General features: G+C 38.7%; 16 protein-coding genes and 1 pseudogene. 7 read left to right on the top strand and 10 right to left on the bottom strand.

All coding sequences use genetic code 11. The features are described 5' to 3' along the window. Positions 1–78: 78 nt before the first annotated feature. A complete protein-coding gene (locus tag KHA99_RS16410; protein WP_213118902.1) occupies positions 79–525 on the bottom strand; it encodes an exosporium protein C in 447 nt (148 codons plus the stop codon). A gap of 732 nt (positions 526–1,257) precedes the next feature. Between KHA99_RS16410 and KHA99_RS16405 the strand changes: the two genes are divergently transcribed. Further along, complete coding sequence (locus tag KHA99_RS16405) at positions 1,258–1,629, top strand: hypothetical protein (RefSeq protein ID WP_213118542.1); 372 nt, start codon at positions 1,258–1,260, stop codon at positions 1,627–1,629. A gap of 92 nt (positions 1,630–1,721) precedes the next feature. Here the strand turns inward: KHA99_RS16405 and KHA99_RS16400 are convergent, their stop codons facing one another. Further along, entirely contained in the window at positions 1,722–1,901 is a 180-nt protein-coding gene (locus tag KHA99_RS16400) for an aspartyl-phosphate phosphatase Spo0E family protein (RefSeq protein ID WP_213118541.1), read from the bottom strand. An 816-nt stretch (positions 1,902–2,717) separates the two neighbouring features. Here KHA99_RS16400 and KHA99_RS16395 point away from each other — a divergent pair. Then, a complete protein-coding gene (locus KHA99_RS16395; protein ID WP_213118540.1) occupies positions 2,718–3,464 on the top strand; it encodes an alpha/beta fold hydrolase in 747 nt (248 codons plus the stop codon). A 390-nt stretch (positions 3,465–3,854) separates the two neighbouring features. Further along, positions 3,855–4,076 (top strand): cyclase, encoded by a 222-nt coding sequence (locus KHA99_RS16390; protein WP_213118539.1) that lies wholly within the window; start codon positions 3,855–3,857, stop codon positions 4,074–4,076. Between the two features lie 208 nt (positions 4,077–4,284). On the opposite strand, the gene KHA99_RS16385 is transcribed toward KHA99_RS16390, so the two are convergent. After that, positions 4,285–5,199: an NADP-dependent oxidoreductase gene (locus KHA99_RS16385; RefSeq protein ID WP_213118901.1), complete on the bottom strand. Its 915-nt coding sequence runs from the start codon at positions 5,197–5,199 to the stop codon at positions 4,285–4,287. Between the two features lie 102 nt (positions 5,200–5,301). Further along, positions 5,302–5,640: a VOC family protein gene (locus KHA99_RS16380; protein WP_213118538.1), complete on the bottom strand. Its 339-nt coding sequence runs from the start codon at positions 5,638–5,640 to the stop codon at positions 5,302–5,304. 242 nt (positions 5,641–5,882) lie between these two features. Between KHA99_RS16380 and KHA99_RS16375 the strand changes: the two genes are divergently transcribed. Continuing rightward, positions 5,883–6,767: a LysR family transcriptional regulator gene (locus KHA99_RS16375; protein ID WP_213118537.1), complete on the top strand. Its 885-nt coding sequence runs from the start codon at positions 5,883–5,885 to the stop codon at positions 6,765–6,767. Between the two features lie 469 nt (positions 6,768–7,236). Then, positions 7,237–7,562: pseudogene (locus KHA99_RS16370) on the top strand (GNAT family N-acetyltransferase); the annotation flags it as partial. Positions 7,563–7,877: 315 nt separating this feature from the next. Here KHA99_RS16370 and KHA99_RS16365 read toward each other — a convergent pair. The 4 genes from KHA99_RS16365 to KHA99_RS16350 all read right to left on the bottom strand — a co-directional run bounded on the left by KHA99_RS16365 (position 7,878) and on the right by KHA99_RS16350 (position 11,145). Then, entirely contained in the window at positions 7,878–8,540 is a 663-nt protein-coding gene (locus KHA99_RS16365) for a DUF3995 domain-containing protein (protein ID WP_213118536.1), read from the bottom strand. A 19-nt stretch (positions 8,541–8,559) separates the two neighbouring features. Then, positions 8,560–9,648 carry a hypothetical protein gene (locus KHA99_RS16360; protein ID WP_213118535.1) on the bottom strand — a complete coding sequence of 363 codons (1,089 nt, stop codon included), beginning with the start codon at positions 9,646–9,648 and terminating at the stop codon, positions 8,560–8,562. Between the two features lie 208 nt (positions 9,649–9,856). Further along, positions 9,857–10,300, bottom strand: a complete 444-nt coding sequence (locus KHA99_RS16355; RefSeq protein ID WP_213118534.1) for a hypothetical protein — start codon at positions 10,298–10,300, stop codon at positions 9,857–9,859. Positions 10,301–10,521: 221 nt separating this feature from the next. Continuing rightward, on the bottom strand, positions 10,522–11,145 hold the full coding sequence (locus KHA99_RS16350; RefSeq protein ID WP_213118533.1) for a CGNR zinc finger domain-containing protein: 624 nt from the start codon (positions 11,143–11,145) through the stop codon (positions 10,522–10,524). Positions 11,146–11,320: 175 nt separating this feature from the next. Between KHA99_RS16350 and KHA99_RS16345 the strand changes: the two genes are divergently transcribed. Further along, entirely contained in the window at positions 11,321–11,788 is a 468-nt protein-coding gene (locus tag KHA99_RS16345) for a hypothetical protein (RefSeq protein WP_213118532.1), read from the top strand. A 72-nt stretch (positions 11,789–11,860) separates the two neighbouring features. Next, a complete protein-coding gene (locus tag KHA99_RS16340; RefSeq protein WP_213118531.1) occupies positions 11,861–12,001 on the top strand; it encodes a YrzI family small protein in 141 nt (46 codons plus the stop codon). A gap of 184 nt (positions 12,002–12,185) precedes the next feature. On the opposite strand, the gene KHA99_RS16335 is transcribed toward KHA99_RS16340, so the two are convergent. Further along, a complete protein-coding gene (locus KHA99_RS16335; RefSeq protein WP_213118530.1) occupies positions 12,186–13,526 on the bottom strand; it encodes a HAMP domain-containing sensor histidine kinase in 1,341 nt (446 codons plus the stop codon). Next, complete coding sequence (locus KHA99_RS16330) at positions 13,523–14,197, bottom strand: response regulator transcription factor (RefSeq protein ID WP_213118529.1); 675 nt, start codon at positions 14,195–14,197, stop codon at positions 13,523–13,525. The genes KHA99_RS16335 and KHA99_RS16330 overlap by 4 nt, the downstream gene beginning before the upstream one ends. Positions 14,198–14,323 lie beyond the last annotated feature (126 nt).

The following is a 14,323-nucleotide window of genomic DNA, read 5'->3' as shown; positions in this document are numbered from 1 at the left end:
AAAAAATATACCCCTCAACAATAAGGGGTATAGGAGTCCTTCGATTATTAGAAGTCTAAGATCTGTTTCTGTTTGAATCTATAAATCACTTTTACTGTCATCATGAGCTACGGCTAAACCACTAAACGAGATTGGCCCTACAACAGCTGCTTCTGTGCCATTTGTAATATTTTCAGCGGTCAATTCATAAAAATGTGATCCTTTTGCTAAATTCGTATCAATAGCTTGGAATGTCGCAATATAATTAACCTCTGATGTAGGATCCGATTCCACTCCCTCTTGAGCAGTAAAGATTTGTTTTCCATCACGAAAGATTTTAAATAAAATTTGTGATGTACCACTTACCCCACGGACGCCTATTGTCGCAATTAATTCAACATGATTTTTTTTTGCATTCTTTCGAGGTATAGTTATATGAATGGTTGCAAGTACTGTAAGACTCGGAGTATGAGGAATAGCAATTGGGTTATTATTGTTAACCATACTAATAGGTTCTGATGCTTGATAATCAATAAGACGAACCATTTTCATTAAATCACTCCCTTGTTTGTTATGTTATAAAGTATGCAGTAAAGAGAAATTTAGTTTGGACCACCTTTTAATTTTAAAAAGGTTTATTACCTTAAAGGATAAAATACTTCCTTTTCCAAAAATTTTTTTGTCGATGTCACAAAAAGATAAGCCCAAATTGTAACGAAGGCTAATGTTAAGGTAGATTGATAATTGTTTGCCAAATATCTATATGTGAAGGAATGTACTTAAACCAACGGGTGCAAGAGTTCAACCAAGGGGCTGCGGTGGCGGCTCTTTTTTGTTCCGCTAACGGGTATTAGTGTTGAGGGAGTCAGGTATTTTGGCGAATCAGGGGAATCTAGGTTTATTGATTTTAGGGAATGCAATCAAAACTGGATACAGTATAGAAGCAGAACTGAGAACCTAAAGGATAATGAAATACAAGATGTTATAAGGAAAGACAAAACCATTGGACAAAGGGATAGTGATGCAAATCTACCCTATTTTGAGTTTTTTACAAGAACCTTTACGCGAATTGAATTTGATTCAAAAAATACATTTAAACAGTTTAGAGAAACTATTGCTGCTACTGGATGGAGTACAATCGATTTAACTTAAGGCAGTTCCTATTATAAAGCTTAAGGGCGTTCGGCGATAAGCTGGGACGCTTATTCACTAATGGACAGTTTAATAAGGAACTTCGCCAAAATAGACTTAAAAAGCTTGAAGGTTAGGTGGACAAATATGGATAGTGAGTATTTCGTAAAAGGAATAGTTTCGAGTGTAAGAGATTCTGCGGTTAACGATACGTTAAGTCTAATGGAAGAACCGCCAGGAAGAAGACCAAGAAAAAAGGTTATAGAACTTTCAGAATGGTATAACGAACAGTCCATAACTAATAAAGAAATGATAAAAAAAGCACTATATGAAGTCGTAGATGCAAGTTTATTTGGCATATTTGCTGTTATTGATGGTGTTAGAACTATTGAAGATACAGAGAATAAAGGGGTTTTTAAACTATTTTTTAATAAAGACGGAGAAAAAAAGTTGATAAATGAAGAGAGTAATGAGTACCTTCACGATATATACAATTCCATCACAAAATCGAGAGAATAATCTATATGCTTCTTAAACTATCAGAGTGCTTGAGTTGAACATGGGGTTGCTGCAGCGTTGGATGTATTCACATTCTAGAGGTGATATTTCCCTTATTTTCTGTGTAATAATTTTTCATATTCGTTTAAAAGTTTGTTTAAAGCTTGACTCAATGATAAAACTTCATCATCAAGAAAATCTAACTTCTTATTGTAAGCTGTTCTAACCATTTCTTCACGAAGTAGGTAGATTTTATTCCAAAGTTCTTTCTCTTTATCAAATTTCTCATCCATTTTTGCACCAACTATGTGATAAATCTAAACATTATACATTGTGCCGTTAATGCATGGCTATTATGTATTAGAAAATATAATTGTCCCGAAAATTATATACTTGGCACTAATAGCTGGATTTCTGCCAAGAGTCTAAAGTGGCGTGATGCTAGTTCTTGGATGGGAAAACAAAATAGATTATGGGTAATTAACGAGGGCTAAAAAGAAAGATTCTTATTCAACGGGTGTTTTAATTTAATAAGGATCCGGTATTTTTAATAAAAAAGCTCGCTAATTGGAGTGACTCCCTTGAGTTGGATTAAACAATCCAACTTAGGGGGGTTTTTTGTATAGTTAAGTTTTCGAGTGAATACAGAGCAAAAGTTGTTTTAGAGGAGGGGGAGGATCAATAGAACTGGCTATATGGATCTTGTAAGCTTGAAAGATGCTTATTCCATCTGGTATTAGCAAACCCGGTAATTATCGGTGAAAGAGCTGAATATGATCTATCTTCAAATTGGTACATAACTGGCGATGATATGAATGGTGATTATATAACAATTGACTTGGCAGTTAAGTTGAATAATCTTTATTAGCTTTTATTCAACATGAGCCATTTATTGGAGTAAGCTATTTGAATTAAGGAAGTTAAATAGCTGAAACAAAGGGTCTCTTTTTTGAAAATTCAGCATTTACTTTACTTCTATGTGGTAAAATATGTAATGTGTGTAGGATTGGGGGAGGGTGTGAGTGAAAACTTAACTTCATGGTTATTTTTCGGTAATCCTATCGCACGTTCAAATGAAATATTAAATTATGTTAGGTGGGGGAATATCAATGGATTTGTATTACGAAGTTTATGGGGGTGGTCAACCTGTGGTCCTCCTCACTGGTGGGGCTGATGTACGAAATTGGACATTTGTCGCACCTCTTTTAGCGAAACACTATAAGGTCGTTGCTTTTGACGGACGTGGTACCGGGAAATCACCGTCTCCTTTAGAAGATGTCAATCCTGTTGAAGATTTGTTGTCACTGCTTGATCATCTAGAAATCAATCAGGCAACGCTCATCGGTCACTCAATGGGCGGCCAAATTGCCACTGAATTCGCTCTGAATTATCCTGAGAGGGTTTCTAAACTAATTTTGCTTGCGCCAGGTTTATCTGGGTTTAGCTATTCGAAGGAATTTGGAGAGAGAATGAAGAAGATTCATGAAGCTGCCCCCGATATCGAAAAGATGATTGAGCTTTTGCTCTGTGATCCATCGAATCGTGTTGTAACGGTGAGTCCGCACCGGGATTTGATGGTTCAAATGCTTCGGCACCATATGAACCGAATGTTTGAATGGCCTCCTGTTAAATTGATTTGGCCGCAACCACCGGCCATCGAAAGATTAGGAGAATTGACGGACAAAACATTATTGATAATCGGCAAGGAAGATTCACCCGACAACCTTCGTGTTGCCAATTACTTTCGAATGCACTCAGATGCTAGAATCATAGAAATTCCGGGTGCTGACCATATGGCTAATCTCACCCACCCTGAGAAGCTGTATCGTCAAATTACTGATTTTATGGAGGAATGAAAAGCCTACTATGCAATGGCTTTGGAAGAGAATGAACGCTTTCTAGATAATATACTGACCTTCGATGAACCCACTTTTTCCATATTGATATAACAATACTTTGGAGTACACATTATTAAACTATCAGCAGTTTAACGCAACAATGAATTAAATTAATGAAAAGTAGTGCACAGATATTTTATTTATGAAAAACCAAAGAACCCATCAAATGATTTATGAAAATATGCAATATATTATTCCGAATAGAATGCAAAAGCGTGCGAAAAAGAATTTCGATAAGGCAAGTGCCTGTCCTACCCACAATTTGTCGAATTCTCCCCGACAAGATTTGGGGGGGCCAGGCACCATAGCCAATATCGACCCAAAACAATATATAAGGTGGATTTTAAAATGGATAAAAGAGTCCAGTTTGATTTTGAAATAGAGTTTACCAATGGCGGTGGATTGCAGGGACAGGATTTTCGTCTTGATATTTATGGAGATGACATTTCTGATGAAGATTTAGCAAAGTGTATAGTAGAGGATATGAGGTTACTAATGGTTGGGGAAGTCAGGATACTAAACAAAAAAATAATCAATGAAAAACATAAACGAAAATCTGTTGATCAGTAATAACCCCTAGAGAAAAACAATAATTTGTTTTAAAATACGTTTGGGTAAAGTTGAAAATGAGATAGACATTACTTCAGAGAGTAAGCTATTCCATCCTTACTTAGAAGATGTAAGAATGAGAATAATTTAAATAAAAAGAGGCAACCTCCAAAATAATGGGAGGAGTAACCTCTTTATAAATTACCTAAATCCATTACAATAGTATGTTCTATCCTATTGTAAGAACCACTTTTCCTCGACCATGGCCACTCTCGATCTCTCGATGGGCGTCTGGGGCTTGGTGTAATGGAAATGCCTTTCTGATAAGGATCTGCAATTTACCTTGCGAGTATAGTTCTACTATTTCAGTAAGCCGATTCACGGACCTCTGGCTGCGTATAGGACGAACACCAAGTTTTTCTGCAAGATCGAACGCAACAATTGTGCCAATTCGATTTTTATTTTCGACAAGTTCCAATGATGCGTGTAGAGCTTCATCCCCAGCGGCATCGAATGCTACGTCCACGCCATTAGGTGCTAACGCACTGACTCTGTTGGCAAGATCGTCACCATAAGTGACTGGAATGGCACCGAGCTTTCGAAGGTATTCATGGTTGCATTTACTAGCGGTTCCGATGACAGTTGCTCCCCATGCCTGAGCCAGTTGTACTGCGAATGTACCAACTCCACCAGCTGCAGCGTGAATCAAGATGGTGTCTCCCTTGTCAACGCCAAGTTCCTGTAACGCGGTGTGTGCGGTTTGACCAGAGGCTGTTATTACACCTGCCTCCTCCCAAGGCATGTTCTTTGGTTTATGCACAATCTGGTCAACGCTAACCACCACATATTCGGCATAGCAGGCCAGTAAAGCCCATCCTAGTACTTCATTGCCGACAGAGAAATTTGTTACCTTATCACCGACTTGATCAATAATTCCAGCGAATTCGTTACCGAGTATCTGTGGATACCGTACCTCCATACCTGGTGGCGCCCAGCCACTACTACGCACAGCCAAGTCGAACGGCTGGATACCAGCAGCCTTGACTCTGACCCGAACCTGCCCTGCACCTGCATGGGGTTTATCAAATTCCATTACTTGCAAAACATCTGGAGGACCAAAAGTAGTAATGGCAGCGGCTTTCATGTGATCTTTAATCATTATTATTTGTCCCTTCATATTGATTATATTTAATCCTAGAATTACAAATTAACATTTTTGTTTTTAATGATAATTGTATGTTTGCATTCAACAAAAAACCTCGATTGTAAATCCACCCGGTGCTTTAACATAGAAAGTCCAACGATGAGCCCTTTTTGGAGGTTTTACATCAAATCCATCATTCTTCAAGTGTAGATAGATATCGTTCACCTGTTCTTCGTTCTTCTGTGAAAAACCTATATGAAAGGTCTTAGGGTAATTGACTTGGGTACCTTTCATCAATGCCAGCAACAATCCATCTTCGTCTAACAATACAGCGAATGAATCATCATGTGTACTCTTGGTTTGTAGGCCAAAATATGTTTCTAAAAACTCACGAGCAGCGCTAACGTCAGTCACAGTTAGATTGATATGATTTAGTTTCAAAGGTTACACATCCTTTCTTTACTAATCATTTTTTAATACCTTAATTCACTTTTAATAAATGATCTCTTGAAACTGAGGGTTTTTAAGCAACAATATTCACAACCAGAATATGCAATCTTATTCAGTTTTTGAAAGCATTTTTTACTTTCAATTAATATTCTATATTTAATTATTAATATATAAAAAGACATATTTATATATCACTATATATACTCTGGTATATGAATGAAGGAGTGACGAACTTGGAACTACTGCAACTACGATATTTTCTAAAAGTTGCTAAGTTGGAACATATGACAAGGGCGGCGCAAGAACTGCGCATCGCTCAGCCAGCTCTCAGCAAAACCATCGCAAGGCTGGAAGAGGATTTGGGTGTACCGTTATTTGATCGTAAAGGAAGAAACATTCGACTCAATTCGTTTGGAAAAGTGTATCTGAAGAAAGTAGAAAAGGCACTCATGTTGCTTGATGAAGGTCGAAGAGAAGTTGAAGATCTTGCGGGATATGAAAGAGGGCGTGTTTTTTTAGCGACAACCACTCATAAATGTTTTTCTGATGTAATAGGTTCTTTTATATCCTTACACCCTGATGTCAAACTTCAAATCACTCAAGCTTCAAAAAGGGAAAAGATACAACAGCTTCGAAATGGTGAAATCGATTTTTGTATCACTTTCCCTCCCATTGAGCAGTCAGGAATAGAGGGATTGTCCTTTCTCACTGAAAAAATTTATCTTGCTGTTCCTCATACACATCGCTTTGCTAATCGGAGAAACATAGACTTGAGTGAAGTGGCTGATGATCCTTTCATTTGTATAAAGAAAGGTAATCCATTCAGAGAAATGACGGATGAATTTTGTCAACTAGCAGGGTTTACTCCGAATATAATTTGTGAGGTCGACGAACATACTGCTGTAGTTCACTTCATGAGTATGGGAATTGGTGTTGCTTTTATTCCGGACACCCTAATTGGAAATATAGAGACTTCATTTCATTTATTGCATATTGATAATCCTATTTGTCAGCGTACTTATCAAATCGCATGGCTTGAAGGAAGATATATGTCCAAGGTGGATCGTAAGTTTCGAGATTTCTTTGTCCGGAGCTTTACTGATTTACCGATCAGTTGAGAAGTTTAGAATGGATTTGTTTTATTACTGTTTGTTTAATGTAAAAGGCAAAATACTAAAAAAAACGCAGAGGATGCTAAAACCTCTGCGTTTTTGTGTGTGATTTTGTTGTCTAAATTTATGCGATTTACCCTGATATTAACCTTATTAAACCAGTTTTTTTAAAACTTATTCTTTAATAGATTCGTTAAAATAGTAAAGTTGTTACTATGATTGATGGTTAAAGGGTGAGGCTGGAGTCCGACAAAAGGCAGTACTTAAATCCCAGAAAACTGCTTACATCTTTGTCCTAATTTCTGCTGCAGATAAACAGGTAATCATATAATTTTCAGTCAAAGAAACGATTATTGAACGGAGTATTCTTATGGTCACTATGATGGAATGGAGAACAGCTGATACCGTTAGTTAACGCTAAAAGCAGAGTTTTAATAGAATGGGGGGGCTTTTTTGGACAAATTGTCCTTTAAAACAAAAAGACGGTCAAGTTGTTGGTTGGATTGTATTTGAAAGTACCCAAAATAGGAAACGATTGTCACATACGGGTTCATTCGGAATGTTAATCAGAAACAATTACAGAGGAATTGGGATTGGTAAAATGCTGCTCCAAGCATTATTAGAGTGGCAGAAAAGAATCCATTAGTTGAGAAAGTAAGTCTAGGGGTTTTTTCAACAAATCATAGAACAATATCCTTATACAAAAAGATGGGGTTCATTGAAGAGGGACGAAAAATTAATGAATTTAAATTTAATGATAATAAATATGTGGATGATATTCTAATGTATAAATTAGTTTAGATGCATTAAATTAGCTTTTTTTACGAATGCTTTTCTACATTGTGAAAAAAAATTAATGAGCAAATATGCAAGTTTTTATACATTGCTTGTTTTTAGGGTCAGTCCCCGATATTTTAAGGCTTTACCTGATTGGGGGGCTGACCCAGTTTTTACATTCCTGAACATGTACTAGGGAACGTAATGCGCATTACACCAAACACCACAATTTTTCCACAGGCAACATATGGGCAAAGCTTTTGTACGCCTCCTAAACCTCCGCCAAGTGACGCTAATAATATCCCGATTGTTAGAAGCAGGGCAAGAAATACATCCCATTTATGCGAGTTTAAAAATGATATAGAATACACAAAACATCGTTAATAGAAAAACGAAAATGAAATAGATGGCCAGGCTTCGTCTAAATGCAGAAAGTGAAATGCCGGAAGCTTGCGCGTAATGGGAGGCGGTTAAGCCGGACAAAATGCCCATGATCACAAACCACGGCTCATAAAACAAAAGAGACCATAACGCCAGGCTGTGAACATCAAGTGAAATCCAGCCATTGAATTGTAAAGTAATGACATTAGCCAGAAGGAGGGCTTTTGTAATGATCCCGCTGATTCCATGTGCAAGTAAATAAGCAGTACAGGAAAGGGTAGGGGTTAAGATGATGACACGGTGGATGTTTTTCCCTCCAATGAACGGCACCCATGCTGGGACTACTCGTCCCCATGGCTTGACAAGGGCAATTAAAATGAACCCACAGGTCATGATCAAGACGCCCGCAAGGTAACTTGCCATGTACATCACTTTAGGACTCTCCAGCTGCCCGGGGAGACCTATCGTCCCGCCTGCAGCTTGATAAAATCGGACGAAAACAGCATACATGACTGCCCAAAAGCAACCGAGGTATGCTGGCCATACCGCTTCCTTCGTCCATTGCTCAAAGGCAGTTAGCCTTGCCGGTTGAGCTTTCACATTGTTTGTTTTTTCATTCATGGTCACGCAGTCCTCCTTTTTAACCTCTTCCACAGCGGGAACATCGGCTGCGCCGACGATAATAATAGGCAATCGCAGCTAGCCCAAGTGCCACTCCCCATGGCACCCAAAAGATCATCGGTCCCATAGCACCCCAGCCCTGACTGTGTAAAATATTATCCATCGGCCCGAGATGAAGTGCCGTGGCAATGATACCGAATGTAAAGACAAAACCTGCTGCGGTTACAGCTATGGCCACAATGGAAGCAGGAATCACTGCTAGCATGATGGGAACTCTTTTTCCACCAATGAACGGGAACCAGCGCGGAAAGACTTCACCCCATTTTTGGATTAAACCAAGTGTAAGGAGACTTCCGATTATACATACAGATCCAAAAACCCATTCCGTCAGACGAGCCATCGGATTAGCGGTCGAGAAATCCTTAAGGAATTGCGGATCAATCCCTAAAGGGATATCGAGTGCCCACGAGAAGCGTATTAAGGCATAAGGAATGGGAGCCAATACTGCGATCATGGTCATCCATCTTCCCCAACGAATCAATAAAGATGTTTCTCCGTCATCGGTACGTCCGCAATATTCACGTGCATGACGAGTTTTTCTTTGATAAACAACAGCGGCCATCATCCAAAAAAGGGCTCCGATAATACAAATAATTTGGTTCAACATTTCCCAGTTAAAGTCGAATTTAAATAAAAAAGCGTAAGCCATAGCGGCAATTAACCTGGTATCAGGAATAAACAGGAGCAGAGCAACTGAGAACCCCCATGAATAGGCAATGGCAAACCGCCGAGAAAAAGCCCTATAATGTGGTTTCTGCATGACAAGACCTATTCCAATGCCCATGAGACATAGAGTGACAAAAACAATACCGCCAATTTGTACCGGAAGATTGGTAACCATGGCGGCGAACAATCCCATACCCTCATTTTTAAAAGGATATCCAGCTCCACCCAATAACCAGTAAAGATGTAATGCTCCGTACAGCGCCGACCATAGCATGGCGGTATAACCGATCCATGAGGGCCACCGGTTCCGTTTTGTTTTAGCCTCTTTATTCAGTACAGGCGATGTGACATTCAACGTAATCATCCTTTCTTTATTATTCAAAAAAAATAACCTCACTTTCATCCTAATCCGTAAAGGTTAAAATGAAGGTGAGGTTTCGTTTAAATTTTGTTTAATTCGGGGCTTTCCTTTTCTATTTCCTTTTTTTCGTGAAATGGATTTACAAAATAATTGAGAGATAAAAAAAGTCTAATTCCTCAGCATTTTTACCGAGGAATTAGACTAACGATATTCCACAATCCGGCCCTATTTATCCTGATTTTAACTCCTTGAATATAAATTTCTTTATCAACAGTCCTAATGTAATACCAAAAATGATGGCACTGATAATATGAGAGTAATAATCATTTATGGGCCTAATAGGTATATACTGGCCTTCTATTAATGCTGAGAATAAAACTTCACATACTAACCAGGCCAGTAAACTGCATAAAGTCGTTTTAATAACTAAATGGCATGAACCAATCTTTTTAAATATAAAGCAAATGAAGATTGCAAAAAAGCTACCAACTAAAAAATCTACAATTAATCCTATGGTAAATACAGGCCTGTTAAATGTAACAATAAGGCTTGCTAATTCATAAATAGCATACTTACCAATACCAAAATAAACAAATATCCGCGAAGCAATCTCTCCTGGTATTGTTGACAGAACACCTAATAAACCAATTTTTAACACCTTATCTTGGATCATATCATCAATTCCTCAATCTTTATGTAGGTAAATTTAGTTTACAAATTATATGTAATTTTATACCTAATAAAAGAAGACACCTTTTGTTTAAGAAAGGCACCCGAATGTAGAATATTGAAAAATACGAAATCACCAGTTGCTTAAAGGCTAGGTGAAGCCCATGTTTGAAAAGATGTTGGCATTGTGCCATTTTGAGCAAAATAACTCCGTGTTAAGAGCTATTATTTTTTATTACGATAAAATCGCTTTGCTTTTGCACGATTCCCGCAGTCTGCCATCGAACACCAACGTCTGCTGCGATTGCGGCTTGTATCCAAAAACAGCCAACCACACGGATGCCCTTCACACTTTTTCACCCTGCTTAGTTCTTTTTCAGAAGTAAGAATGTCTATAGCAGATTGAACAATCGGTGGAAGCATTCCGTCTAATGTTTCTTCACCATTCAAAAATTCCAATGAAAATTTATTTTCACCAAGCACTACTCGCATCTTCCCGTAAGCATTGCTTAGGGCTTCATTCAAAATAGCAAGATCTTTAGAGGCTGGTGTTTCATTTTTTGTTACTAGACTAAAAATTTGGTAAATCGATTCCCGCAGCTCAATAGCTTGTTGGAGAACTTCTATTGCCTTAGCGGGTTGATCTTCTGCTTTTTTTAGTAGTGAAAGCGATTGTTGTTTATTAAGAATATTGGCATGCAAACTCCAGTTTACCAGCTTCTCGTAACTCGTCAGCAACTCCTGTGATTCCTCACTGCTATCGTGCCAGCTTACTGTATTGGCAAAATCCAAACACAAACGTCCGCCGAGCAAATCATGCTTGTGTACATCTTTATTTATATCAGACATGTGACTTCTCCTTTGACAGTCCGGGCCATATAATTTTGAAATTTTCCTATAACCATTATAAAAGGTATTGACAGTTAGAATCAACCACATCATAATATAACCATCAAAACAATTATAGAAGGTTATATACAAAAACAGACGTATGCATAATAAAAATTTATTGGAGGGGCTAAACATGAATGAAACGTTAAGAAACTCGGTTAAAACGATGCTAAGGGAAACATTCGAAGGACCCCTAGTTCCTGGAAAAGGAAGTTGGTTCACAAATTCTGAATCGAATTCTGGAATTTTCGGTGTACTAGAGGGGATGTCTTACGACCAAGCCTCCATGTCAGTTCATGGAACAACATTGGCTGCACATACTGATCACATCCGCTATCACATGTGGGGAACCAATGAAATCTTAAAAAAAGGGAAACAACCGGAAATGGATTGGGGAAAGAGTTGGGATATTCATTCGGTAGATGCACAACAATGGAACCGAAATCAGGAAGGATTGCGAAATGAATACTTCACACTTTTGGAATCGATTGACGCTATTGAATGGAATGAACTACTGGCCAATGAGGTGTTGTCTTCCTTGGCTCATTCAGCCTATCATCTTGGAGCCATTCGACAAATGTTAAAAGTAGTCAAGGTGTAACTTTGACATAAAGTCTGATCATTAGCCGAGTATTGGTACAAGTAGACGTAAATGTGCTTAGGGAGGTTAGCGATGATCTTTAATATTATATTTTTTACTATTGAAATTAGAAAAAGGGAAGCGAATTTGGAAGCGGCTATCCATCAAGAGCAAGTTGAGAAGCTTTATGAGGAAATCAAGGATCGGCAAATAGCTTTGTATCGTTATATGTAACTTCATAATTTTCAGGGTTTCAAGAAGCAGCCCAAATCAATTCCCCCGATATTCAGCCATTTCAGCGTATTTCGGGGGATTTTCACCTCGGAAAATAACGGTAAACAGTCTGTCATCCATTGGTATAATTTTTGTCTTTCAGTGTTAAAATCTTTTGTCAAGTATGGTATTTCATTGCCTATTATCATTTTTCGTAAAGATAGATGGCCGTGCCCTTTGGTGAACTTGTTATGTTCCACCCCAATTGCATTTCCTGAAGCATGAGTGACACGATGGAGAGGCCGATGCCGGCCCCTTTTTTGTCTGTTGTTACATCCAATCCAGGGCCTTTGTCTTCAATCAGAATCGCTGTTCTCCCTTCATAATCCACGATTCTGACACCGACATACTGCCCCGACTTAGCGTGTCTGATCACGTTTTGGTAGAGATTATCTAGGATGCGCATGAACCAATGGGGATCGATATTCCAACTTAAAGCCTTTTCGGGCAGACTAACATCTATTTTAAAGCCTTCTTTCTCAAATACCGGATACCATCCTGCCATGGATTCCCGGATGAATCGAATGATGTCCGTTTCTTTTCTTTGTAATGTGTATTTTCCGGCTGATAATAGCGTGTAGGAAAGGAGATTTTCCAGCAGATGGCTTAAGAGATCTACCTTGTTTTCAATTAAATGAAGCGAATCTTTCCCTTTGGACGATAAAGGTTCTTTTTGCAATGAATAGGCATGCCAGCGAATGGCTGTGAGCGGTGTTCGTAAATCGTGGGATATATTGGCAATCAGCTGTTTGCGCAGCGCTTCTTCTTCTTGTTCGTGATGCCTGCTCTTTATCAGTTCATCGATCATATGATTAAACGCTTTGCCCAATTCACTGATTTCGTCTTTTTTGTTGATAACGATCTTTTCGGGAATCCCGTTTTCCTGCGTTTCCGTCATGGCGGTTTGGAGATGAATGAGCCGTTTCCGGATCTTGAAGAAAAATAACCAAGAGACAAAGAGAAAGAGACCGAATACGAGAAAGGCATATAGCGCCAGCAACTTGTTATCTATAATGGAAAGGGTCGGAAGTTTTGTAACGGAGGGCGGTATTTGGAAAACCATAAATCCGTTGCTCTGTTTTCCGCCAATAAAAGACACAAAGGTAATCGGATCTTCATCACTTTGATTCATAAACTCAATACTGTTCTCTAAGGTCCACTGTGCTGGAATATTCTTTTGCTCGGAAAGTATTAGTTTGGTTTTCCCCGTCCCGTCCACCCAGAACATCCAAGCAAGCGGATATTGTTCCCTTACTGTGTGAAGCTTCTGATTTACCTGCTCTGGAGTGGCTCCATCCAGCTTTGCCGCCTCATGATGCCACATTTTCTTTAATTTGTTCGTATCCATATACTGAGCTCTTTGTGGAAAATCCTTGTTCAGAAAATAGGAGGGTATGTAATAGGCAGGTAAAACAAACGGCCATATGATAAGGGCTACGATAATGATCAGTAAATATTTCGCCAACAGTGAATGTCGAAACTTCATTGCTTCACCCTGTATCCGATTCCCCGGATCGTTTCAATAATTTGCGGCTGGCTCGGATTTTCCTCTATTTTTTCGCGTAAATGACGAATATGGACCATCAACGTTTTATCCCCAACAATATAAGGAGTTTCCCATACCGCTTCGTAGATTTGTTCCTTTGTCAGAATTTGGTTTGGATGACGAAGCAAATACGTGAAAATTTGAAATTGCTTTGCCGTTAGGGCGATTTCTGTATTCAATCTTGTATCGATAATACGGTTTTGGTCTAAATAAATGCTAAGATGAGATAGTTGAATGAGTGGTTGTGACATCTTCCCAAATCGTCTTAACAGCACTTCTACACGTGCCGTCAATTCATCGGGATGAAAGGGTTTCGTTACATAATCGTCGGCAAAATGAAGACCTTGCAATTTATCGTCAATAGAGGTTCTAGCAGAAAGTAGAAGAATCGGTGTCTCTGGATATTCTTTTTTTAACCGCTGGCCGATCGAGAATCCGTCCAATCCAGGAAGCATGATGTCAAGGATGACGAGGTCGTAGCCCTCCATATAATGGGACGCATGATCCCCCGAGGTAAGCCAGGTCACATCATAGCCCCTTCTAGTTAAATCTTCGCTGACCCATGAGCCGATTTCCTTATCGTCTTCAATGTACAAAAGTTTATTTTTCATGTTCCCCACCTAATGGATTTTTTTTAAAAGGATTAAGTGAACGATTATAGCCTCATCTGTCACAGATAAAGATATTTCGTCCAGCTTTTTCGTCGATTTTACCCATAAGTTATCCATTCCACTCTT

The sequence above is a fragment of the Neobacillus rhizophilus genome, assembly GCF_018343535.1.
GTDB classification, from domain to species: Bacteria; Bacillota; Bacilli; order Bacillales; family Cytobacillaceae; genus Neobacillus; species Neobacillus rhizophilus.
The sequence above is the reverse complement of the archived record's forward strand: the minus strand, read 5'-3'. Positions and strand labels throughout refer to the sequence as shown.